Annotated in this window: 21 protein-coding genes; 4 read left to right on the top strand and 17 right to left on the bottom strand. The window is 65.4% G+C overall.

The window, feature by feature from the left end:
- From ETR14_RS00455 to ETR14_RS00420, 8 genes are all read right to left on the bottom strand, one after another.
- Entirely contained in the window at positions 1–702 is a 702-nt protein-coding gene (locus ETR14_RS00455; protein ID WP_129382857.1) for a hypothetical protein, read from the bottom strand.
- Entirely contained in the window at positions 699–1,436 is a 738-nt protein-coding gene (locus tag ETR14_RS00450; protein WP_129382856.1) for a hypothetical protein, read from the bottom strand. The genes ETR14_RS00455 and ETR14_RS00450 overlap by 4 nt, the downstream gene beginning before the upstream one ends.
- Positions 1,437–2,630, bottom strand: a complete 1,194-nt coding sequence (locus ETR14_RS00445) for a toxic anion resistance protein (RefSeq protein ID WP_129382855.1) — start codon at positions 2,628–2,630, stop codon at positions 1,437–1,439. It abuts the gene before it with no gap.
- Between the two features lie 103 nt (positions 2,631–2,733).
- Positions 2,734–4,446, bottom strand: a complete 1,713-nt coding sequence (locus tag ETR14_RS00440; RefSeq protein WP_129382854.1) for a response regulator — start codon at positions 4,444–4,446, stop codon at positions 2,734–2,736.
- Positions 4,430–5,938, bottom strand: a complete 1,509-nt coding sequence (locus tag ETR14_RS00435; protein WP_129382853.1) for an ATPase domain-containing protein — start codon at positions 5,936–5,938, stop codon at positions 4,430–4,432. The genes ETR14_RS00440 and ETR14_RS00435 overlap by 17 nt, the downstream gene beginning before the upstream one ends.
- A gap of 87 nt (positions 5,939–6,025) precedes the next feature.
- Positions 6,026–6,214: a helix-hairpin-helix domain-containing protein gene (locus ETR14_RS00430; protein WP_129382852.1), complete on the bottom strand. Its 189-nt coding sequence runs from the start codon at positions 6,212–6,214 to the stop codon at positions 6,026–6,028.
- Positions 6,215–6,217: 3 nt separating this feature from the next.
- Positions 6,218–8,917 carry a DNA ligase D gene (gene ligD, locus ETR14_RS00425; protein WP_129382851.1) on the bottom strand — a complete coding sequence of 900 codons (2,700 nt, stop codon included), beginning with the start codon at positions 8,915–8,917 and terminating at the stop codon, positions 6,218–6,220.
- 212 nt (positions 8,918–9,129) lie between these two features.
- The gene (locus ETR14_RS00420) at positions 9,130–10,053 is read right to left on the bottom strand and encodes a Ku protein (protein WP_129382850.1); all 924 of its coding nucleotides are present in this window, start codon (positions 10,051–10,053) and stop codon (positions 9,130–9,132) included.
- A gap of 142 nt (positions 10,054–10,195) precedes the next feature.
- Here ETR14_RS00420 and ETR14_RS00415 point away from each other — a divergent pair, with 142 nt between their 5' ends.
- The gene (locus ETR14_RS00415; protein ID WP_129382849.1) at positions 10,196–10,393 is read left to right on the top strand and encodes a hypothetical protein; all 198 of its coding nucleotides are present in this window, start codon (positions 10,196–10,198) and stop codon (positions 10,391–10,393) included.
- A 64-nt stretch (positions 10,394–10,457) separates the two neighbouring features.
- Here ETR14_RS00415 and ETR14_RS28045 read toward each other — a convergent pair whose 3' ends face one another.
- Positions 10,458–10,910 carry a hypothetical protein gene (locus ETR14_RS28045; RefSeq protein WP_165356227.1) on the bottom strand — a complete coding sequence of 151 codons (453 nt, stop codon included), beginning with the start codon at positions 10,908–10,910 and terminating at the stop codon, positions 10,458–10,460.
- Here ETR14_RS28045 and ETR14_RS00410 point away from each other — a divergent pair.
- Positions 10,909–11,229, top strand: a complete 321-nt coding sequence (locus tag ETR14_RS00410; RefSeq protein WP_206185928.1) for a response regulator — start codon at positions 10,909–10,911, stop codon at positions 11,227–11,229. The two genes, ETR14_RS28045 and ETR14_RS00410, sit on opposite strands and share 2 nt — an antisense overlap.
- A gap of 553 nt (positions 11,230–11,782) precedes the next feature.
- Here ETR14_RS00410 and ETR14_RS00405 read toward each other — a convergent pair.
- The 7 genes from ETR14_RS00405 to ETR14_RS00375 form a co-directional block, all read right to left on the bottom strand.
- Positions 11,783–12,925 (bottom strand): VWA domain-containing protein, encoded by a 1,143-nt coding sequence (locus tag ETR14_RS00405; protein ID WP_165356242.1) that lies wholly within the window; start codon positions 12,923–12,925, stop codon positions 11,783–11,785.
- Positions 12,926–13,127: 202 nt separating this feature from the next.
- On the bottom strand, positions 13,128–13,643 hold the full coding sequence (locus ETR14_RS00400; protein ID WP_129382847.1) for a hypothetical protein: 516 nt from the start codon (positions 13,641–13,643) through the stop codon (positions 13,128–13,130).
- Positions 13,644–13,890: 247 nt separating this feature from the next.
- Entirely contained in the window at positions 13,891–14,883 is a 993-nt protein-coding gene (locus ETR14_RS00395; protein ID WP_129382846.1) for a zinc-dependent alcohol dehydrogenase family protein, read from the bottom strand.
- A 120-nt stretch (positions 14,884–15,003) separates the two neighbouring features.
- Positions 15,004–15,744: an SDR family NAD(P)-dependent oxidoreductase gene (locus tag ETR14_RS00390; protein ID WP_129382845.1), complete on the bottom strand. Its 741-nt coding sequence runs from the start codon at positions 15,742–15,744 to the stop codon at positions 15,004–15,006.
- 136 nt (positions 15,745–15,880) lie between these two features.
- Entirely contained in the window at positions 15,881–16,774 is an 894-nt protein-coding gene (locus ETR14_RS00385) for a pirin family protein (protein ID WP_129382844.1), read from the bottom strand.
- Positions 16,771–17,823 carry an Atu2307/SP_0267 family LLM class monooxygenase gene (locus tag ETR14_RS00380; RefSeq protein WP_129382843.1) on the bottom strand — a complete coding sequence of 351 codons (1,053 nt, stop codon included), beginning with the start codon at positions 17,821–17,823 and terminating at the stop codon, positions 16,771–16,773. Before ETR14_RS00380 ends, ETR14_RS00385 begins: the two co-directional genes overlap by 4 nt.
- Positions 17,824–17,937: 114 nt before the next feature.
- On the bottom strand, positions 17,938–18,600 hold the full coding sequence (locus ETR14_RS00375) for a hydrolase (protein WP_129382842.1): 663 nt from the start codon (positions 18,598–18,600) through the stop codon (positions 17,938–17,940).
- 140 nt (positions 18,601–18,740) lie between these two features.
- On the opposite strand from ETR14_RS00375, the gene ETR14_RS00370 reads away from it, so the two are divergent.
- A complete protein-coding gene (locus ETR14_RS00370; RefSeq protein ID WP_129382841.1) occupies positions 18,741–19,610 on the top strand; it encodes a LysR family transcriptional regulator in 870 nt (289 codons plus the stop codon).
- An 893-nt stretch (positions 19,611–20,503) separates the two neighbouring features.
- Positions 20,504–21,778, top strand: a complete 1,275-nt coding sequence (locus ETR14_RS00365) for a lytic transglycosylase domain-containing protein (RefSeq protein WP_129382840.1) — start codon at positions 20,504–20,506, stop codon at positions 21,776–21,778.
- 115 nt (positions 21,779–21,893) lie between these two features.
- Here ETR14_RS00365 and ETR14_RS00360 read toward each other — a convergent pair whose 3' ends face one another.
- On the bottom strand, positions 21,894–22,220 hold the full coding sequence (locus tag ETR14_RS00360; protein ID WP_165356241.1) for a nuclear transport factor 2 family protein: 327 nt from the start codon (positions 22,218–22,220) through the stop codon (positions 21,894–21,896).
- Positions 22,221–22,254: the final 34 nt, after the last annotated feature.

Genomic DNA, 22,254 nt, shown 5'->3' with positions numbered 1-22,254 from the left:
TTAGGGATCGGACAATCCATCACGATAGCGGGCGTCGAGGAAACGGCCGTGGGTTTCGACCCGCATGCGCTCGTCCCGGCTCGCTTCCTCGGTCAGGCGGGCGATCTCCTCGGCGATGGTGCCGAGACCATCCTCGAACCGGCGTCTTGTCTCCGGATCGCGTTCGCGCGTCACGGCGGGCAGCTTGCACCAGGCTTCGACCAGATTGGGCAGATGCTCGCCGATCAGCTTGCGCGCATCCCAGGCGAGGGTGGAGCGCGGATCGGCTTCGGCAAGATGGCCGGGCAGATCGCCGAGATTGACCAGGATGGCATCGAGCGTCGGCGAGACGCTGTCCGGCAGCAGCAGTCTCTGTTCGAGCAGCCATTCCTCGGCCTGGCAGGGCAGAGCGGCGAGCTCCTCGCGCGAGAAGGTGGCGGGCTTGCGGCCCTGCCAAAGGCCGGACGCGGCCATGCCGACCACTGCGGCGGCGCCGGCGGCAACCGCGGCCATCGCCATCGGCGTCACCGTCATCGCATAGCCGAATGCACCGACCGCGGAGGCGCCGCCAAGCATGCTCGCCCTTTTCGCTTTCTGCCAGGCGAGCTGCTTCCGACGATCCTGGCGGCGCTTCTCGGCCTCGCGGACCGCCTTCGATTTGAGGTGGCGGCGCAGGAAGTCCCCGGCCGCGCCGACCATGTCACCGAGAGCGTTCTTGATCACGTGTTGGACAGGCCGCTCGGATCCTTGTAGCGGCTCTCGATGAAACGGCCCTGCGTCTCGAACTTCTGCCGTTCGCTCTCGGCAAGCCTGGCGGCGATGTCGTCGAGCGTGCCACGGGCGGCGTCGAGGCTCGTCACCAGCCGCTCGTCGACCGTCAGCCCCTCGCCGTCGCGCTCCTGGCGATATTGGGCAGGCACGCGCTCGTAGCGCTCGAGCAGATCGGGGAGGTGCTTGCCCATCAGCCGACGTGCGTCCTGAGCGAGCGGATCGAGCGCGTCGATCTCGGCGAGCCGGGATTCGAGCAGGGGAAGGGTGGCGCTGATCTCGTCTACCCGTCGCGCGGCCGGCGCCGGCAAGGCGGCGCGCTCCCGCACCAGCAGGCTGTCGAGCTGCCGGACCACCGCCTTGGTCGGCAATTGCTCGTTATACTCCACCCGCTTCGGCTCGCTCGGCCAGAAGGAGAAGAGCAGGAGGATGACGAGCGTCAGGAAGGCGACGACGAACAGGCCGTTGATGCCGATCGGCCCGACGATCAGGCCGAAGGCGATCGTCGCGACGATCAGGGCGACGATGGCGGCGCCCATGCCGGCGATGCGCTTGCCGAGCGAGCGCGCCGCGCGCTGATAGTGCCGGCGCCGCGCAACCGCCGCCTCGCGGCTGGTCCCGTCATAGCGGGCCACCGCCTCGTCGAACCGGGCGATGGCTTCGTCGACGCTGCGCGGAGGACCTGCCATTTAGCGCTCGACCGGCGCCAGCAGCGACGGTGCGCTGCTGCCCGACAGGCGGTTCTGCTCGACGCCCTCGGCGCGCGCGATATAGCCGCGGCTCTTCTCGACCTCGGTCGACAGGGTGTTGACCGTCTGCTTCATGCTGGACAGCGCCTGCAGCTTGAACTGATCGATGCTGTCCATCGTGTCGTAGATGTTCTGGAAGGCGCGCTGCAACGTCTCGAGCGGGATCGTCGCCGAGGCCGCCTGCTGGTGGATCTGGGCGGTCTGGTTGCGCAGCATATTGCCGGTCGAATCGATCACGTTTGCGGTGGTGGTGTTGAGTGCGGTGATCTGATCGAGCACCAGCTTCTGATTGGTCAGTGCCTGCGCGACCGTCACCGCCGTGCGCAGCGCGGAGACGGTGGTGGTCGAGGCGCGGTCGACGCCCTTGATCAGCTCGACATTGTTCTTCTTGACGAGATCGAGGGCGAGATAGCCCTGCACCGTCACCGCCATCTGCGTCAGCAGATCGGTGGTGCGCTGGCGGGTGTAGAACAGGGCGGTCTCGCGCAGCGCCTTGGCCTTGGCCGGCTCGGTGGCGTCGAGCTCGTTGGCCTTGTCCTCGAGCTTGGCATCGAGCAGCTTGGAGATGTGGATCATCTGCTCGAGCTGGCCCATCGTCTTCCACAAGGACGCGCGCTCGGTGTCGATCGCGGCATTGTCCATCAGCAGCTCGTCCTTGCCCGAGGCGAGGCTGGAAAGGATGGTCGAGATGTGGCTCTGCGCGCTCTTGTAGCCGTCGAAATAATTGCGCATCTTGTTGCCGAACGGGATGATCCCGAACAATTTCTTCGGCGCGAGCAGATTGCCCTGCTTGCCGGGATCGAGATCCTCGACGGTGCGGCGCAGCTCGCTCAAATTGGCGCCGATGCCGTTGTCGGCGTCGATCGCCTTGACCGGACGATCGAGGAAGCGATTGGACGCCCCTGCCGCATCGGCGATCTGCTTGCGGCCCATGTTGGTGAGCTCGTCGACCTTGCGGCCGAATTCGGGGCTGTTGGCATCCGCCGCGACGAGCTCGCTCACGAACTTGTCGGCGACCGTCTCCAGCTTGGATTTCACCCCGTCCTCGATCGGCACCAGGCCCGCGGCCTGCTCCGGCTCGACGGTGGTCAGCGCCTCGGGCGCTTCCAGCTTGAGCTTGGTTTCGGTGGCCATCGTTGCTCCCTCATCATGTGTCGCTGGTTAAATGGGGCAGGGCCAATGGTGAGTGCAAGGGGAAAAGCGCCCTAGCCGGCTAATACACCACGGCGGTTCGGGTTCATGGCCGGCGCAGCGGAACCACTTTTCCGGTGCTCTGCTGGGGCGTCAGGATGGCGCTGATCCGCGCCGCGACATCGGCGATCCGGTAGGGCTTCTTGAGCAAACGGTCGTCGCTCAGTTCCTCGCCGAAGGTCTGGATGTCGGCATAGCCGCTTGCGAACAGGATCGGCAGATCGGGGCGGATCTGGGCGGCGCGGGCGGCGAGATCGACCCCGTTCATGCCGGGCATGGCAACATCGGTCAGCAGCAGCGCGAACTCCTGCTGATCGAGCCGTTTCAGCGCGGCATCGCCACAGGCTTCGGCGACCACCTCGTAGCCCAGTTCCTCGACCATGGCGGCAGCGACGAGCCGGACGTCGTCGTCATCGTCCACCACCAGAATGCGCGCGCGGGTGGCGGGACGGGCGGCGAGCGGGCGTGGCGCCTCGGCCTCCGTCTGTTCGCGGGTGCGCGGCAAATAGATGGTGACAACGGTGCCGTGGCCTTCGCGGCTCTCGATCCTCGCGGTGCCGCCCGATTGCTTTGCGAAGCCGTAGAGCTGGGCAAGGCCGAGGCCGGTGCCCTTGCCGACCTCCTTGGTGGTGAAGAAGGGCTCGAACGCGCGGGCGAGGACGGCCGGGCTCATGCCGGTGCCGGTGTCGGCGACCGAGATCGCCACATATTCCCCGTCCGGAAGCTCCGCTTGCAGGGACGCGGGCACATGCTCGAGATTGGCGGTCGCAATGGTCAGGCGGCCGCCCGACGGCATCGCGTCGCGGGCGTTGATCGCGAGGTTGAGGATCATCACCTCGAGCTGGGTCGGATCTGCAAGCGCCTGCCAAAGATTGGCATCGAGCCGGGTCTCGACGCGAACGTGCGGGCCGATCGAGCGGGCGAGCAGATCACCCATTCCGGAGATGATATCGTTGGGCTGGACCGGGGTGGGGGAGAGGCGCTGGCGGCGCGAGAAAGCGAGCAACTGGCCGGTGAGACGGGCGCCGCGCTCGCCGGCCTCGAGCGCATTGCGGGCGAGCCGGCGCAATTTCTCGTCGTCGGTGCGGCGGAGCAGCAGATCGAGCGAGCCGACGATCGCGGTCAGCAGATTGTTGAAATCGTGGGCGATGCCGCCGGTCAGCTGTCCGACCGCTTCCATCTTCTGGGCCTGGAGCAGGCGTGCCTCGGCACGCTCGCGCTCCGCAATCTCGGCGGTCAGGCGATCGTTGGCGGCGGCGAGATCGCGGGTGCGCTCGATCACCTTCGCTTCGAGCGATCCGGCGAGCTCGCGCAACTGCGCCTGGGCGATTTCGAGATCGGAAAGATGACGCGCAGCCAGGCGCTGACGCTTGCGGCCGCGCAACGCCGCCCGCGCCGCGCTGATCAAAGAGGCCGGATGCAGGGGGCGTTCGAGGATGGTGACGTTGACCAGATCCTCGATCGACCGCGATCCCTGCCGTGTATCGCCACGGCGGCTGAGCAGGACGAACGGGAAGTCCGACCAGGGCGGCTGTCGTTCGATCGCGTCGCGCAGGCGCTCGGAATCGATCCGCGACAGCGCATCGTCGGTGACGACGGCGCCTGCGCATTTTCCCTCTGCCAGCGCGTCGAGCAGGGCTTCGCCGTCATTGTCGGCCTGCCAGAGCAGGCCAGCGCTGCCGAGCAGATCGCCGACCACCTTCGCGTCGCGCCCCGAAGGTGCGATGACGAGGAAAATATCGTCAGCCGCGCTGGTCACGGCGCTCCTCGATCAGCTTGGCGTCGCCCTCGAACACCGGCACGCCGGTCAACACGCCGCGGAAGCCATCCAGCTTCTCGCCCACGCGAATGCCGCCGCCGTCGATCTTCAGCTCGCGGATGGTCGATTCATGCGCGCCGGTGCGCTTCTTGAGCATCGACAGAGCCCGTCGGATCTCACCCCGGGCTTCGAAGAAGCGCAGCAGGATGACCGCATCCGAAAGATAGGTGAGGTCCACCGGCGACTGCATCTGGCCGACCATTCCGCTCTGCGCGAGGATCAGGAAAGTAAGCACGCCCTGCTGGTTCAAATAGGTCACGATCTCGTGCATCTGGAGGAGCATGTATTTCTCCTCCGTCATCGCATGCTGATAACCGGTAAGGGAATCGAGGCAGACGATCGATGTGCCGCCTTCGACCTGCTCGCGGACCAAAGCGGTCAGTTCGCCCGGCGAGAGTTCGGCCGGATCGACCTGCCGGAAGGTGAACAGCCCGTCGCGGATCGCGTCGGAGAGATCCATGCCGAGCCCGATGGCGCGCCGCATGAAGACTCGTTCGGTCTCGTCGAAGCTGACCACCAGCACCTTTTCGCCGCGCTTCAGCGCGGCGTAGAGATATTGGAGAATCAGCGTCGACTTGCCCGAGCCCGACGGACCGACGATGAGATTGGCAGTGCCGTAGTCGAGGCCGCCGCCGACGAGATCGTCCAGTTCCGCGATGCCGCTTTGCGCCCGCAGGTCGGGCCGGCCGGCCTCCGGATGCGAGGCCGCTACGAGCCGTGGGAAGATGGTCATGCCGCCGGTGCGGATCGCGATGTCGTGATAGCCGCCCTTGAAGGCGCGCCCGCGCATCTTCCAGATCCGCAGGCGGCGGCGCTCCGCGCCGTAGCCGATCGCGATCTGGTCGAGCCGAAGCACGCCGTGGGCGAGGCTGTGGAGGCTGAGATCCTCGTGAGTCTGGGTGAGATCGTCGAGGAACAGAACGGTGCAATTGCGCTGCGCGAAATAATGTTTGAGCGCGAGCACCTGACGGCGGAAGCGCAGCGGTCCCTGCGCCAGCAGACGGATTTCGGACAGGCTGTCGAACACGATCCGCGCGGGGGCGACCCGCTGCACCTCGTCCATGACCATCTGGACGGTTTCGCCGAGTTCGAGATCCGAGGCGTAGACGATCGACTGCTCGCGCTCGGAATCGAGGCTCAATTCGGGCGGCACCAGCTCGAAGATCTCGATCCCGTCGAGGTCCCAACCGTGGGTGCTCGCGGTATGCTTGAGTTCTGCCCTGCTCTCCGAAAGGGTGATATAGAGGCAGCGCTCGTTCTTGCGTTTGCCTTCGAGCAGGAATTGAAGACCGAGGGTGGTCTTGCCGGCGCCCGGCTCGCCTTCGACCAGATGGACGCGGTTGGCGGCATATCCGCCGGCAAGGATGTAGTCGAGTTCGGGAAGGCCCGAGGAGACCGGGCCGCCTTCGTTGACCAATTCCGGATCGCTCATCTCATCTCCAAATCCGTGCGCGGCACCGAGACCGTCGGACCATTGCCCGTGGCGTAAAGACGTGCGCCTGACAAGAAGCCCCCCGCCTCAAACGCAGATCCGCTTCAGAGTGTCCGCATCCACCTTTCCGCTAAGCCCCGGCACTTCGTCCAGCTGGCGCAATTCGGTGAAGCCGCCGCGTTCCTCCCTAAAGCGGACAATTTCGTGGCCGTGGCCTTGAAGGCCTTCGACGGCATCGATTTCTTCCTTGGTTGCGGTGTTGATGTCGATCGTCATGGCTTAAAGATCCGGTAGAGTCTGGCTGGCTTCGCCCCAGCCCTGGAGGGCGCGGCTCGACGCGCGTTCGAGCAGGAGTGCGGAATCGCGGACGCTGAAACGGGCGCCGCTTTGCATGTCGTCCAGTTCGTCCCAGCTGATCGGCGCCGACACCGGCGCGCCTTCGCGGGCGCGCGCCGAATAAGGCATGATCGCGGTCGCGCCGCGCTGGTTGCGGAGGTAATCGAGGAACATCCGGCCCTTGCGCTTCGCCTTGGCGAGATTGGCGGTGAAGCGTTCGGGCTCGGCCGTCGCCAGGGCGATGCAGAAACGCTGGGCGAAATCCTTGACCTCGGGCCATTCCGCGTCGGGCGTGAGCGGCACGACCACGTGGACGCCCTTGCCGCCGGTCAGCAGGGGGAAGCTCTGCAGACCCATGTCGGCGAGATAGCGGTGGAGATCGCGGGCGGCGCGCTTGGTCTCGGCGAAATCGAGGCCTTCGTCGGGATCGATGTCGAAGATCAGCCGGTCGGGCTTCTCGATATCGGCCACCGGCGAGCCCCAGCCGTGGAATTCGATCGTGCCCATCTGCACGCAGGCGATCAGGCCGGCAGTATCGTCGACATAGACATAATCCTCGGTCTGGCCCTTCTTCTCCTCGATCTCGATCTGGTGGACGTGGCGGCCGAAGCTTCCGGTATTGTGCTTCTGGAAAAAGCATTTCTTGTCGCGGCCCTGCGGGCAGCGGACGAGGCTGAGCGGCCGCTGCGCCGCCCAGGCCATCATCACCGGGCCTATTGCGCGGTAATAATCGACCAGTTCCTGCTTGGTGACGCCGGCGTCGGGAAAGATCACGCGCTCCGGATTGGTGATCTTGATGTCGTCGCTGCTGGGCTCGGCGATCGGCTGCGGCAGTTCCCTGACGACTTCGCCGGCCTTCTTGTCGCCGCGCAGGCCGAGGAAGCTGCCGTGGCGGATCACCCCTTCCGAGGTGAATTCGGCGAAAGCGATCTCGCAGACCAGTTCGGACTTGACCCAATGCGCGCCGAGCGCCTCCGCGCGGGGGACGGCGGTCGGCGCGGTCTTGACCTCGATCCGCTTCAGCCTGGCGAGCAGTTCCTGGATCAAGGCCATCGAGAAGCCGGTGCCGACCTTGCCGACATAGCGTAACGCCCCGTCTTCGTTGACCGCGAGCAGCAGCGAGCGGAAGCCGCGCGCCTTGGCCTCGCTCGGAGTCCAGCCGATGATGACGAATTCCTGGCGCTGGATGCACTTGATCTTGAGCCAGGTCTTGGTCCGCGCCGAACGATAGGAGGCGTCGGCACGCTTGGAGATGATCCCTTCCTGGCCGGCGTCGCACATCGCCCGGAACAGCTCTTCGCCATGGCCGACGATATGCTCGGCATAGAGCAGGATCGGCGGCTTGCCTTCGCCGACCAGGGTGGCGAGGCGGCCCTTGCGTTCGATATTGGGAAGGCGCGACACGTCCTCGCCGTCGATCTCGAGCGCATCGAACAGGAACAGGGTGAGACCGCGGCCGCCTTCGCCGATCGCCTGCTGGAGCGCCGAGAAGCTCGACGAGCCCTTGTCGTCGAGGCTGACGATCTCGCCATCGAGCAAGGCGGAGCCGACCTCCAGCGATGCCGCGGCGTCGACGATCTCCGGGAACTTGTCCGACCAGTCGAGCCCGGAGCGGGTGTAGACTTTCGCTTTGCCGCCGGCGATCGCCAGCAGGCAGCGATAGCCGTCATATTTCATCTCGTGGATCCAGCCGGATCCGGAGGGGACGTGATCGGCGAGCGTCGCCTTTCGCGGCTCGCGGAAGGCGGGGAGGGGAAGGGCGCCTTGCCCGCCTCCTCCTCGAGCTTTGCTCGGGGAGGGGGACCGTGCCGCGGAGCGGCGGGGTGGAGGGGCAGACTGGGCGCTAGTGGCCCCTTCTGCACCCTGCGGTGGGGCGCCGGCGCCGTTTGCCCCTCCACCAGTCTTCGACTGACGGCTGCTTTGCAGCCGGTTCCGGCTCTCGGCAGGCCCCCGGCCTGCCGACCCGCCTACACCCCCCTTCCCGAGCAGAGCTCGGGGAGGATTTTTCTTCGGCTCAAGCCCCTTGAGCCAGCTCTTCAGCTCCTTCGCCTTTGCCTCCGCCGCGATTTCCTGCATCGTGCGGCCGGTCTTGATGCTGGTGAGAAAGCGTTCGGTGAGGGCCATCGAGCCGCCGGCATGTTCGTCGGTGACCTTCTTCAGGATCCAGTTCTCGCCGCGGTCGCGCGGGCGGCCCTTCATGCGGATCATGATCCACTCGCCCTGCATCCGCTCGCCGTCGAGGGTGAAATGGAGATGGCCTTCCTCCAGGGTCTTGCGCGGATCCTTGCCGGGATGGGGGATCCAGATGCCGCGATCCCACAGCATCACCGTGCCGCCGCCATATTCGCCCTTGGGGATGATCCCCTCGAAGGTGGCGTAGGAGAGGGGATGGTCTTCGGTGCGGACGGCCAGGCGCTTGTCGGCCGGATCGAGGCTGGGACCGTTGGGCACCGCCCAGCTCTTCAGCACGCCGTCGAGCTCGAGCCGGAAATCGTAATGGAGGCGGGTGGCGTCGTGCTTCTGGACCATGAAGCCATGGCCCTCGCCCCAGGAGAGTTTGTCGAAAGTGCCCTTCGGTTCCGCAGTCTTCGCGAAGTCGCGCTTCTGGTTGTAAGTTTCGAGGGGGTTGGCGGGTTTTGCCACGTCTCAGATCCTCCCCGGAACGGGGAGGGGAGTGAAGGCGGGTCGGAACGCCGGGGGCGTTCCGAGAGCCGGAACCGGCTGCGCAGCAGCCGTTGCGCGCAGCGGCGTGGTGGAGGGGGGGCGGTGCAGTGCGCTGCATAAGCCCCCCTCCACCCCCCGGCTGCGCCGGGCGGTCCCCCTCCCCGAGCACAGCTCGGGGAGGATCTTATCCCTCACGCTCTTTTCCTCGCCGGTGCCGCCTTTGCGGGCGCCGCCTTGGCAGGGGCCTTCTTGGCCGGGGCCTTGGCCGTGCTCTTGGCGGGGGCCTTCTTCGCCGGCGCTTTCTTGGTTCCGCTCTCCTCGCCGCCGCTCGCCCCCGGCTTCTCGATCGAGCGTTTCAGCGCCGCCATCAGGTCGATGACGTTGGTACCCTTGGCGGGCGCCTCGTCTTCCTCGGGGTGGATGGTCGCGCCCTTGCGCTTGCGTTCGATCAGATCCTGGACCGCCTCGATATAGCGATCATGGAATTTGGAGGCGTCGAAATCGGCGGTCTTGCGCTCGATCAGGGTCTCGGCGAGGTCGAGCAGATCCTCGTCGGGCTTGGCATCGGAGATGTCGCGGAAATAGTCGCGCGCCTTGTTGACCTCGTCGGCGTAGCGCAGGGTCTCGAGCACCAGGCCGCGGCCGCAGGGCTTGAGGCTCACCAGATATTCGCGGCCGCGCAGCGCGAGCTGGCCGACGCCGACCTTGCGTGTCCGGCGAAGGGCTTCGCGCAGGACGATGAACGCCTCCTCGGCGAGATCGTCGGCGGGGACGACGTAATAGGGCTTCTCGTAATAGAGGACGTCGACCTCGTCGTAATCGACGAACTGGGTGAGCTCCAACGTCTTCTTCGATTCGAGTTTCACCGCCTCCAGTTCCTCGTCGTTGACGAGGACGTAGGAGCCTTTCTCATATTGGAAGCCCTTGACGATGTCCTCCGGATCGACCGGGCCGACGCCGGGCACGACCTTTTCGTACTTGATACGCTTGCCGGTCGGCTCGTGGATCTGGTTGAACGCGATCGCGGCGCCGCTCTTGGTCGCGCTGAAGATCTCGACCGGGATCGAGACCAAGGCCAGCCTGATCTGCCCCTTCCAATATGCGCGTGCGGCCATCGAACATGCTCCGGATCGATTCGTTTCCGATTCAATCGACGGAGCGCGCGCGGGTTCCTTCGCCGCTGCCGCCCGCAGGCGGGCAGGGGGCATCGGGGCGTCGTCGTTGCAGACGTAAACGGTGTGATGTTAGACACTGCCGATGTTCCCCGACTGGATGAAGCCGTGGCTCTGGATCGCAATCGCGATCGGCGTCCTTGTACCGCTCATCGTCAGCAGGCCGAGCGCATGGTGGGGCACACCGGTGCGTCGCAAGGCGCAGCCGGTACGATTCTGGTGGAGCCTGTCCGGAGGATGCCTCCTTCTGCTGATCAGCCTCTACGCTCTGACCGTCGCCTAAGAGCCGCCGAGCGCCTCGGCCACGGCGGCTTGGTCGTCCGATCTGATCGGAACAGCTGTTACCGTCACCCAGAGCTTCGGAGCATCGTCGCCTTGTCCATCAGGGTGGCCTGGCGGGTGAGACGCGGATGCTGGTGGGCATGCTGGCCGTTGGTTCGCCCGCCCGAAAGAACAGGTGAAATACAGGCGGCGGCTGGCGGCGCGCGCGGCACAGGTGACGGGCGTCCCAAGTATTGTCGCCCCGCGTCTCCAGGCTGCCTCCGCCGGGCAAGAAAGCAGATGCCGGTTGGATTTTCCGTCGCCGTTTCAGTGGCGAGGGCGTCGGAGTGCTGATCCAGATCCTTGTGGAAGGTTTCGCCACCAAGCATCAGAAAAAGCTGCAAAAAAGGAAGCGCGCAGGAACATCGCCGTGCGAGCGCCGTTCTGAATTCCTGATCTATGTTGGGTCGGACCGAACGCGAGAGGGTCTTAAGGTCAGAGGTCTTTATGAAGGTGTTGATCGTCGAAGATGAAGCCATGGTGCGGCTGATCGGTGCCGATGCGGTGGCCGAGGCCGGCTACGATGTCGTGGAGGCCTCGAGCGCCGATGAAGCCCTGACGATTCTGCAGGGCGCCGAGGAGGTTCACATCCTCTTCTCCGACATCAGGATGCCCGGAACGATGGACGGATTGCAGCTGGCCCGGATCGTCCACGATCGGTGGCCGTCGATCAGGATCGTGCTGACCTCGGGCGACACCTTCCTGCAGGACCGGGATGTGCCCGACGACGGCCGTTTTCTGGCGAAGCCTTACAGGGTGGATGTCCTGCAGCGCACGATCACCGAACTTGCATCCTAAAGCGCATTGCGTTCCGCTGGGCCGTAAGAACAGGTGAAATACAGGTGATGACTGAACGGCGCAGAGGGCGTTTGGTGCGGACGAGGGCGTCCGAGCCGGGCGGACATGCGGATGGCCTGTACGCCTCCCGGTCGTCGGAGCGTCGCCAGTAATAACAGGTGAAATACAGGTGACGGACGGCGGCGCAGGGCGGTGCGGGTGTCTGAGCCGGATGAAGACGCGGCTGTCCGGTATGTCTTCCGTTCGTCCGACCACCTCCCACGACCGTAAGAACAGGTGAAATACAGGTGACGGGCGGCGGCGCAGGGCGCGTGCGGTGCACGCGACGGCACCCTGTGCGAGCAGCCGAACTTCCTTGTTCACGCTGTCAAAGACTGCAGATCCCGTAACGTGGGTTGCGCTCGTACGATCTTAACTGGCCGCGGAAATTCGCGAGTGACGCGCGGCTGCAGACACCGCTACGTTCCCATCCTGTTCCTTACCGCCGAGCGGCACCGAAAGCAAGCAAAAGTTGCGAATAGCGCAATCCTTAGTCTGGCTGAGTGCCAGCTCGCTAGCGGGCCGCGTCTGCCGCCGCATCGATCGTCGCACGCGTGGCGGCATCGTCGCCCTGCAGGCGCGCCTCGAAGCGCTTCAGCCGCGCCTGCAGGGCATCATGCCGTTGCTTCAGCAGCTTCCGGGCCGTGGGCGCGAAGGGCAGGGCCTCGTCCCGGAGGCTGCGGGAGGTGAGGTCGTTGCTCATCCGAAGGCTTTCGCCGGTGATCAGATTGCTGATGCACAAAGCGGCGCCGGTGATCGCGTTCGACGTGCGCAAAGCGTTGCCGGTGACGGCGTTGCTTCGGCGCAGGGCGTTGCCGGTCTGGCGGTTGGATTCGCGCAACTGCGCGAACGTTCGGTCGTAGGCGGCGCGGCTGTCGACGTTCACGAAAGTACCGCCGCCGGCAGCGGAGACAGCCTTCAGCGCCGCCGCTTCGCCCGACGGCAGGCCGAAGCCGATGATGTTGACGATGGCGCGGGTCGTGCCGCCGTTGATCCGCCGCGCGGCCGCGACAGGATCGCCGCCGCACGTCTCCTCGCCGTCGGAGACGACGTAGATGACCTGCTCTCCCGGGGTGGATGCGCGGGCGAGCAGCGTCTCGGCGCGTGCCAGGCCGGCGGCGAGCGGCGTCCAGCCCACCGCCCGCACTCGCGACACGGCGGCGCCGAGCTGCGCGCGATCGTTCGACATCGGCGCGAGCAGGTCGACTCCCGCGCAGGACTTCGCCTTGCCGGCCTCACTGTTGTCGCCCTGCTGGCCGAAGACGAGCAACGAGGCCTCGACCGACGCCGGCAGCCCGTCGATGAATCGCGTCGCCGCCTCGCGGGCGAGATCGAGCTTGGTCTGCCCGCCGATCCGACCCGCCATCGATCCGGAGCCATCGATCGCGACGACGACCCGCACCGGCGTGACTCCCGATCCGAGCCCATCACCTGTCCGCGACTCCAGAGCGGGCTGGTTCAGTTCGACGTCGCTGAAGCAGCGATCCGGAGTGTCGGTGGTGAACTGGGCGACATAGGCCTGGGCCTGCGCGAGCTCGCCGCCGTCCGGGTTGGCCAGCGCTGTCGACGCATTATCCTCGGCTCCGCCTCTGGAGCCTCCGCATCCGCAGAGGGCCAGCAGCAGGAGAGCGGAAACGCAGGGGCGAGCGATATCCATCAGCAGGGCGTAGCATCGGGACGGGCAGTCCTCCACATCGAATGACGTGGCGAGGCATGCCCCCTCCTTACGATGCACTGCGGAGGTGAGCATCCCGCATTCCGAGACGGGCAGTCAGCTGGCAGGTGCAATCGGTATCCGACGCCGTGATGCTCCCGCAGGTGGCGCGTTCGATGTCATCGCACCGTGTTGCCACGACGGGTCAATTCTCGCGATTATAGACGAGCTTGTAGCTGATGGGCGTAGAGAGAAGTGGGCTGATGATGGTCGTCTCCTCCACCAACTGTTCCCCGACGCTGCGATAGACTGTGGTCCGCTCGCTGTCGTCGCCGCGGAATGTCAGCGAAACGGCGTCACCATTCGCTTTGGCCGACACATGGAAAACAAGCCCTTCGACGAGCTTCCACCTGACCGGCTCCCCACCTATCCAAAGGACGATCGGTGTCTTGGCATCGTACTTGATCGAGAAACGACTTCCTGCAAGCGAGATCCTGAATCGACTCGTAGCAATGGACTTGCGCATGCTCATGCGCGCGAGGGGCCGCTGGGCGCTGGGAAGGCCGGCAAGCGCGCTCTCGATCGCTTGGAAGGCCGCGTCGCTCCCTTCCTCGTCCCGGTTATAGCTGCCCGAAACCACAGGTTGCGCCGCGTGCGCCGAGCCTGCGCTGGAGATCATGACGGCAGCGCCGATCGCGGCCGACAGAGTCCAACGATGCATCCCGCTCTCCTCGATTTCCGCTGCTCGCCGAGACGGGTGTAGGGGCGATCCGGCCTGGCGCATAGGTGAGGCCCTGGTCTTCAAATCGAGGGACTTTCTGCGTTTCGTAGACGCAGGTACTGGGGGAGGGCTGGCTGTATCAAAAGGCCGAGCCTCGCGGCCGCCAACGCGATCCGCAAACTCGAAAGCGAACCAGCCGCTCTGTACCTCTATTTGGACGTTCGACCGTTCTATCGAAAGCGGTCGTTTATGGGTTCACGACCTGGCCTGCGACGTCGATCGCCACCTTGCCGCGAAGCCCGCGCGAGCCGCCCGCTTCGAGCAGTTCATGCGCTTCGCCGATTTGGGCCAAGGGCAGCACCGCACCTATCACCGGCTTGATCAGGCCGCGTTCGACGAGGTTGGTCAGCGCGTCTAGCTTGCCCCGATTCTGCCGGGTGAAGACGAAATGGTAGGCGGCGTTCTTGCCCCAGGCTTCGATCAAATTCTGCGGCTGGGCGATGTCGACGATGCTGACCACGCGTCCGGCATCGGCAAGGACGAGCGGGGACCGCGTCAGCGCGTCGCCGCCGATCGTGTCGAACACGACATCCACCCCTTGCCCCTGCGTCAGGTCCGCCACCGCCGCGACATAGTCATCGGCGCGGTGGTCGATCACGTCGTCCGCTCCGAGCGAACGGACGAAATCATGGTTGCTGCGGCGCGCCGTCGTGATGACACGCGCGCCCATTGCTTTGGCAAGCTGGATCGCCACCGAGCCAACGCCGCCGGCACCGCCGTGGATCAAGATGGTCTCGTGAACGGCAAGCCGGGCGCGGGTCACCAGAGATTCCCAGACCGTTCCCCCGACCAGCGTCAGGCTTGCGGCCTCCAGATGGCTGATGTTGCGCGGCTTGCGGGCGACCAGATCGACATCGGCGACATGCTGCTCCGCATAGGAGCCGGGGCCGCCGAAGATCCTGGGCGTGTAGTAGACCTCGTCGCCGACTGCGAACTCGCCGACGTCCGCGCCCGTCTCTTCCACCACGCCGGACACGTCGTGACCGATGATGGCGGGGAGCGGCACGTAATCGGCATAGTCGCCGCGGCGGATCTGATAATCCAGGGGATTGATTGCGGTGGCGTGAACCCGCACCCGGACCTGCCGAGATCCGACGGCGGGCACGGCAACATCGCGCATCTCGAACGCATCGAAGCCGCCGAATTTGGCGAGGACGATCGCCTTCATGGTTTCGCGCATGCTCTCACCCTTTGCTCGAGGCGATCGATGGGAAGGGACGATGGACGTCCAAGCGTCGCTCCACGGGACGTCGGGGCGGCAAAGCCGACGTGGCGGCCTGTCGTCCGAAAGGATGCGTCGTCACGCGAGCGCGCCGGCGTCGGCGTTGAGGATCGCGCCGGTGATCACGCTCGCGGCCGGGCTCGCCAGGAACACGACCGCATTGGCGATCTCCCGCGGCTCGGCATAGCGGCCGAGCGAGGTCATGCTCCGCTGGACCTCGGCAGCGTCGCCGCCGGCGGGGTTCGCATCGGTGTCGGTCGACCCGGGCTGCACGAGATTGACGGTGATGCCGGCGGGTCCGAGTTCGCGAGAGAGGCCGCGGGTGAACGCGGTCAGCGCCGCCTTCGAGACGGCGTAGGCAGTGACGCCCGGGAAGGGCACCCGCTCGCCGAGACCCGAACCGATGGTGACGATGCGGCCGCCGGCCGGCAGATGCGGAATCGCAGCCTTGGCGAACAGCATCGGTGCGCGCACGTTCACGTCCATCAGCGTCTGATATTCGCCGAGATCGAGGTCGGCGAGCGGGCCGTAAGAGCCGATGCCGGCACTGTTGATGAGGATGTCGAGCCCGCCAAGAGCAGCGACGGTCTCGTCGACGGCGCGCGCGATCGCCTGCGGATCGGCGCTGTCGGCGCGGATCGCCACGGCCCGGCGCCCGGCCGCCTCGATCGCTTGCGCAACCGCTCGGGCCTGCTCGGCCGAATTGCGGTAGGTGAAAGCAACGTCGGCGCCGTTCTCGGCCAGCGCCACTGCGATCGCGGCACCGATCCCGCGCGATCCTCCGGCCACCAGCGCGCGCTTGCCATTCAGGTCGATCATTTTCGTCCTTCCTTCCATTCCACGTGCTCGACAGTGCCGGCGTGACCGGGCCGCTGCCTCGGCCCTGTCGCGGGGTCCGGCGCCGGCGCGGCCGGGACCCGCCGGCTGCTCCGGCGTGTCGCCGAAGGCGGCCCGGTCACGACATTGCCGGCGCGGACGGGGCAGGGGCGTCCGGCAGCGGGATGAATTCGCGGTCGTCGGCGTCCGGCAGCTTCATGCGTCCCGCCCGCCAGTCCGACGCGGCCTGTTCCAGGCGGTCCTTGGACGAGGAGACGAAGTTCCAGAAGATGAAGCGCTCGCCGACCGGCTCGCCGCCAAGCACCATCACCGTGGCCGGCACGGTCGCCCGGACCCGCGAAGCGCCGGTTCCGACCACCAGCATCTTGCCGGCCCCAAAGGTTCGACCCTCCATCTCGACCTCGCCGGCGGCAACATAGAGCGCGCGCTCGCTGTGACCGGAGGGGATCTCGGCGGTGGCACCTGCAGCCATGTCGAGATGCGCGTAGAAGAGGGGCGAATGGGTGGCGGCGCCGGCGACCAGGCCATAGGCGCTGCCGGCGATGAGGTGCCCTTTCACCCCCGCCTCCTGCCATTGCGGCAGGTCGTCGCCCGCATGGTGCGAGAAAGCGGGGGCGGTCTCCTCTAATTCGGTCGGCAGTGCGACCCAGGCCTGGATGCCGTGGATGCGGTCGCCGACCGCCCGGGCACGCTCCAGCCGCTCGCTGTGGGTGATGCCGCGCCCGGCGACCATCCAGTTGACCTCCGCCGGGCGGATCGCCTGCGCGTACCCCAGGCTGTCGCGGTGCATGATCTCGCCGGAGAACAGATAGCTGACCGTCGACAGGCCGATATGCGGGTGCGGGCGGACGTCGAGATTTCGGTCCGCGCCGGCGGCGATGTCGACCGGGCCCATGTGATCGAAGAAGATGAACGGACCGACCATCCGCCGCCTGGCGTAGGGCAGCACCCGCCCGACCTCGAACCCGCCGCCGAGATCGCGGCGCCGCTGATCAATGACCATTTCGATCATGTTCGTACTCCTTCATCGTCGAGATTGGCGCGCACCATCGGCGCAACTTCGGTTCCGAGCAGTTCGATCGAGCGCTTCATCGCGGCCGTTTCGAGCGACGCGGTGCTCATCTGGAAGGTGATGCGCGAAAGGCCTCCGAGGACCTCGCTTGCGCGCCGGATCTTGGCGGCGACCGTCGCCGGCGCTCCAACCAGGAATGCGCCGTCCGGCCCGGCCATGGCGTCGAACTGCGCGCGCGTCGGCGGCGACCAGCCGCGCTCGCGGCCGACGGTTGCGGTCAGGTGCGCCCAGCCGGGGAAGAAGGCGTCGGCGGCCGCGGCATGGGTTTCGCCGACAAAGCCGAGCGCGTGGACACCCACCTTGAGCGCCGCCGGATCATGCCCGGCTCGCGCCCCAGCTTCGCGGTAGAGATCGACGAGCGGGCGAAAGCGATCGAACGTGCCGCCGATGATCGCGACCATCAGCGGCAGCCCGAGCACGCCTGCGCGGGCGAAGGATTGCGGCGTGCCGCCGACTCCGATCCACACCGGCAGCCGATCCTGGTGCGGACGCGGGAACACGCCCTGGCCGCTGAGTTCAGGGCGAAAGTGGCCCTGCCAGCGCGGATGGCTGGTCTCGCCGAGCTGCAGGAAGAGATCGAGCTTCTCGGCGAAGAGATCGTCATACGCCTGCGGATCGAGGCCGAAGAGCGGAAAGGCCTCGCCGAACGATCCGCGTCCGACGACCAGTTCGGCGCGGCCCTTCGAGATCAGATCCAGCGTTGCGAATTCCTGGAACAGGCGCACCGGATCGACAGCGCTCAGCACCGTTACCGCGCTCGTCAGCCGAATGCGGCTGGTGCGTGCGGCCGCGGCGGCCAGAATGATCGCCGGTGCGGAATCGAGAAATTCCGCGCGATGGTGCTCGCCGATGCCGAAGACGTCGAGGCCGACCCTGTCCGCGAGCACGACCTCCTCGAGAAGATCGGCCATGCGCTCGGTCGCGGACGGCAGCAGCCCCGTTCGCGGATCGGGAAGGATGGCTGCGAAGCTGTCGATGCCGATGTCCATTGCGGTCCTTCATGCTGGTGTGTTGCGGCGCGCATCCGCGGTGCCGCTGCCTTGGCAGCGAGGGCCGGATGCCGGGAACGGGGCCCGGAGCCGGCCTCTCGCCACCGGATCGGGTCAGACGCCCGGCGACGGAACGGCGGGTGCCGGGGTGTTGAGCAATTGCTGCTCCCACATGTAGGCGATGCCGCTGCCGCCGACATGGTCGATCATGACCTGGGTCAGCGGGCCTGCGCTGTCGACGCGCGCCCAGTCGCGCTGCCATTCGGCGGCCAGCGCGACCCAGGTCATCATGTTGATTCCGGCGGCGATCATGCGCTGAATGGCGACCTCGTGCGCCTCGACCGAGGTGCCGCCCGACGCGTCGGTGATCACCGTCACGTCCCAGCCCTCGCCGGCCGCCTGGATGGCGGGCATCGCGACGCAGATCTCGGTCCACAGGCCGGCGATGACCAGCTGCTTGCGCCCGGTCGCCTTGACCGCATCGACGACCTTCTGATCTTCCCACGTGTTGATGGAGGTGCGATCGATCACCTCCTGGCCGGGGAACACGTCGGTGACCTGCTTGAAGATCAGGCCGCCGCGATCCGCGATCACGCTGGTCAGGATTGTCGGAACGCCGAAGAGCTTGGCCGTCTTCGCCAAGCCGGTGGTGTTGTTGACGACGGCATGCGGATCATGGCTGTTGAGATTGGCCAGTTGGTAAGGCTGGTGATCGATCAGGACGAGGACGGAATCCTCGGGACGAAGAAGCGAGTCGAGGCCGTTGCGGAAGGTCATGACGGGTCCTTGGCTGCGGTTGCACGGGGTGGTTGCGGGCGGACGCTGAAGGGCGTCGCCGAACCCGCATTTGCCATCGCCGATATCGCTACGGTAGCGTCACGACGTGACGTGCTGTGTTGCGCATCGGGGAACACGAAATGGATATCGAAGAGTTGCGGACGTTCGTGGAGGTGGCGGATGCGGGCGGGGTGACGGCGGCTGCGCTGCGTCTCGGCGTATCGAAGTCGATCGTCAGCCGGCGGCTGGCACGGCTGGAGGCGGATCTCGGCATCCAGCTGCTGGCGCGCACCACGCGCGGTGCCGCGCTGACCGAGGCGGGGGTGACGTTCCGGGATCATGCCGCCAGGGTCTGCGCCGAAATCGACATCGCCAGGGAAACGATCCTGCCGGAGGGCGAACTGCGCGGCAGCTTCCGGGTCGCCGCACCCTTGACCTTCGGCCCGACCCATTTCGCACCCGTGCTCGCGGAGCTGGCGCGCCTCAACCCTCTGTTGCAGGTGCGATCCTGCTATACCGACCGCTTCGTCGATCTGATCGCGGAAGGTTTCGACTGCGCGATCAGGGTCGGTCATCTCGCCAACTCAAATCTGCTCGCGAGACGGGTGGGGCAAACGCCTGCCGTCTATGTCGCGGCGCCGGCCTACATCGCGCGGCACGGTGCCCCGGAGACGCCGGAAGAGTTCGGCACCCACGAAGTCGTCATGCAGGGGAATGAAACCTGGCTGGCGATGGACGGGGACGAGATCATCCCGTTGAAGCCGCATGGGCGGTTCAAGGCCGACAACGCGGTTGCGCTCGTCGCGGCCGCGCTCGCCGGCATCGGCGTGGCGGGCGTCCCGACCTTATTGGTCACCGAGCATCTGGCGTCCGGAGCGCTGGTTCCGGTGATGACGCGCTACCCTCCGCCGGTGCTGGGCGTCTACGTGGTGCGCCCGCCGGGGCAACATCCCGTCCGCAAGGTGCGGGTGCTGACCGAGATGATGGTCGAACATTGCCGCAGTCTTTGAAGGCAGTGCACCTGCCTTGGATGCGGATCCGCGCGATTTAAAATTCGCGGCGGCCGACGTCCTCATCTGTTCGCGACCCGTTGGAACCAGCGCTCGACTGGGCCGCTATGGCCGGGGCGAATTGAGCAACGCCCTCCCGCGCAAGAATATTGACGGGCCTGGAAGCAGAAGCATCGTCAGGAGTGCAGGCTAACAGAGCACCAAATCGTCATGTGACGCTCCATGCATAGCTTGGCGCTTGAGGCTTGCCGGGGGCATCAGGAAATCTTGATGACGCATCTGCGCCGGAATCCGCAACTACGCCGAACTGCCGCCTGCAAGGATCCGGCGGGAAATCGGCTTGTTGAACTCGCTTCTCAATGGATTGAAAGGACATGGCAGCAGACAGGGTTGGGTCCTTCATGGTTGGGCGGGGGAGTGCATGCCGCGCAAACTCCATGCTTAAGCTGCGGCAATTCAGTGCATTGCCACCGTGATTCTCAAATGAGTGGACGGTTATCCTGACGAGCCATGTCTACTCTCGCGATGACGTGGCTCTTAAACGTTAGCGGAAAGGCGCCTCAAGACGCGGGTGGGCGCATGCGTCAACCTGTTAATCCAGATTTCCCTTGAGACTCTAGGCTCACTAAACTATCATTTCAAGCTGTCAGAATTCTATGCGCGTCGACGGTCGACGCACTAGTATGTAGGATTCCATTTTCCAGAGGAGTTCGCGTCCATTAGCGCTTAGCAAAAGGGGGGGAGGCATGACAAAATGTGCGGCAACAATCGCTCTTATGCTCATTGCATCGGGTTGCACGAGCACCAACCTTAACCACGCACTTGGCACGCCGAAGAACCCGACGTCTCCGTTCGCATCGCCCTCCATTGATGCCGTGGCCACTAGCCCACAGGTGTACTTCATCGAAAAATGGTATTCCGTTCTTGCAGCAGCTTCAGAGAACCCGGCTGACTACAATGTTCCTGAATATAAAATGCGGTTGTATCTGTCTGCCGGCTTTCTTCTATCAGATTTCTATTGTCAGCAGTTCATAGCCAAGACTGACGAAGCTTACCGGCGCCGGAGCTTCGGGCGGGCAATCACAAATGACGCGGGGACGGTTGTTCAAAGCCTCCTCAATCTAGCAAACGCGGGCAAAGATGCCGTCACAGCCGTCGGGGTCGCCACTGGTCTGGCCGACTCTGCCTGGAGGCACTACGACTCGGCGTTCATGGTGTCGGCGGACCTCAGCAATGTTCAATCCTTGGTGCACGCGGCCAAAGACAGCTTTAGGGCGCGCACCCTTGGACCGGGCGCAACGCTTCCAGCCGACTATGCAACGGCTCAAAGCGCCATCCTTCGCTATGCCAACATCTGCTCCTTTCTAGGGATGCAGGACCTTCTCAATCGGTCCGCAGCAGAGCAACGGGAGCGCCTCAACAGGGAGACCGAAGATACGAACAAGCGAACAGGCCAAGGCCAAGGGGGAGCGCCGGGCACCCATCCTGTCGCGTCGGCCCAGCCTACTCTTCCAACCTCGCTCGGTACCACCGCCGCCCCTTCGGTCACTCCTGCACTCACACCGAATGCCCCGACGACATCGGATCCGAAAGTTAGCGCGGCACCACAGCCCGTGAGGTCGGTATCGTTCGTTGGCCGATGGGGGGACAGCGGCGAGCGGGCACAATGGTCAGCCTTTCTGATGACAGCCGTCTCAGAGTTGGGGCAAGCGCTTACCGCCGCGACTTTCGTGCCGTCAGACATCAGCACCTACTGTCCGGACTATCGTCGTTTAGATGAGGAGCAGCGAGAGATCTTCTGGGCCGCGCTATTGTCATCTCTTGCAAAACGTGAAAGTAATTATCGACCAACCGAGCGGTACCGGGAGAGCTTCAAAGATTCTACTGGGCAGTACGTTGTCAGTCGTGGCCTCCTACAGCTTTCCTACGAGAGCGCACGCGCTTACGGCTGCGACGTCGACTCCGCAGCGAAGCTTCATGAACCCAATGTCAATCTCAGATGTGGAGTTCGCATTTTGAACCGGCTTGTTCCGACCGCGCGAGCGATCGCAAAGAAGGAAGGTCAGAAATGGCGAGGCGCCGCGGCATATTGGGGGCCATTCAGGAAGGCCACATCACGGGAGGATATTGCCGCCTGGGTGAGAGAGCAACCCTATTGCTCAGGGTGAGGGTGACAGTGCAGCCGCTCGGTACCGTACGCCAAATGTATGACTCCAGCACTTGAATGTCGCAGCCGCCTTCATCCGGCGAATGGAATCGATGCCTCCAAAAGCCTGTCTCGCCTCAACGGCCGATGCGCTCGATATAAACGATGTTGGTGATCAGCCCGTTCTCGACCTGGTAGGCGGTAATCTCGTCTGCCGTCTTTCCGCCGGCCAGGCCGGTGACGCGATTGTAGGCGACGACCTTGTCGCCGAAGGTCATGACCGCGAGCTTCTCGACATGCAGATCGGGGTTGGCGGTAAAGGATTTGGCATAAGCCTGCCGATTGTGCGCGAGGCCTTCCGACGCCAGCTGGCCGGAGAAGCGATATTTGCGGACCGCGGGATGGTAGAGGCTGAGGAAGCGCTCCAGATCGCTTTTGTTGGCCGCGTCCGTATAGTCCTTCACGACGGCCTCGGCGGCGGAGGGCGCGGGCGGCGAT

This window comes from Sphingosinicella sp. BN140058 (assembly GCF_004135585.1).
GTDB lineage: Bacteria > Pseudomonadota > Alphaproteobacteria > Sphingomonadales > Sphingomonadaceae > Allosphingosinicella.
Note: the sequence above shows the minus strand (reverse complement) of the source record. Positions and strands in the feature narration are given on the sequence as shown.

Bases quoted from the DNA above. Each gene is read 5' to 3' on its own strand.
- ETR14_RS00420 (WP_129382850.1), bottom strand. From the start codon at position 10,053: ATGGCCGCACGCGCATATTGGAAGGGGCAGATCAGGCTGGCCTTGGTC.
- ETR14_RS00400 (WP_129382847.1), bottom strand. From the start codon at position 13,643: ATGCATCGTTGGACTCTGTCGGCCGCGATCGGCGCTGCCGTCATGATC.
- ETR14_RS00375 (WP_129382842.1), bottom strand. From the start codon at position 18,600: ATGACCTTCCGCAACGGCCTCGACTCGCTTCTTCGTCCCGAGGATTCC.
- ETR14_RS00415 (WP_129382849.1), top strand. From the start codon at position 10,196: ATGTTCCCCGACTGGATGAAGCCGTGGCTCTGGATCGCAATCGCGATC.
- ETR14_RS00390 (WP_129382845.1), bottom strand. From the start codon at position 15,744: ATGATCGACCTGAATGGCAAGCGCGCGCTGGTGGCCGGAGGATCGCGC.
- ETR14_RS00445 (WP_129382855.1), bottom strand. From the start codon at position 2,630: ATGGCCACCGAAACCAAGCTCAAGCTGGAAGCGCCCGAGGCGCTGACC.
- ETR14_RS00395 (WP_129382846.1), bottom strand. From the start codon at position 14,883: ATGCGCGAAACCATGAAGGCGATCGTCCTCGCCAAATTCGGCGGCTTC.
- ETR14_RS00410 (WP_206185928.1), top strand. From the start codon at position 10,909: ATGGTGCGGCTGATCGGTGCCGATGCGGTGGCCGAGGCCGGCTACGAT.
- ETR14_RS28045 (WP_165356227.1), bottom strand. From the start codon at position 10,910: ATGGCTTCATCTTCGACGATCAACACCTTCATAAAGACCTCTGACCTT.
- ETR14_RS00435 (WP_129382853.1), bottom strand. From the start codon at position 5,938: ATGAGCGATCCGGAATTGGTCAACGAAGGCGGCCCGGTCTCCTCGGGC.
- ETR14_RS00450 (WP_129382856.1), bottom strand. From the start codon at position 1,436: ATGGCAGGTCCTCCGCGCAGCGTCGACGAAGCCATCGCCCGGTTCGAC.
- ETR14_RS00370 (WP_129382841.1), top strand. From the start codon at position 18,741: ATGGATATCGAAGAGTTGCGGACGTTCGTGGAGGTGGCGGATGCGGGC.
- ETR14_RS00430 (WP_129382852.1), bottom strand. From the start codon at position 6,214: ATGACGATCGACATCAACACCGCAACCAAGGAAGAAATCGATGCCGTC.
- ETR14_RS00385 (WP_129382844.1), bottom strand. From the start codon at position 16,774: ATGATCGAAATGGTCATTGATCAGCGGCGCCGCGATCTCGGCGGCGGG.
- ETR14_RS00405 (WP_165356242.1), bottom strand. From the start codon at position 12,925: ATGGATATCGCTCGCCCCTGCGTTTCCGCTCTCCTGCTGCTGGCCCTC.
- ETR14_RS00380 (WP_129382843.1), bottom strand. From the start codon at position 17,823: ATGGACATCGGCATCGACAGCTTCGCAGCCATCCTTCCCGATCCGCGA.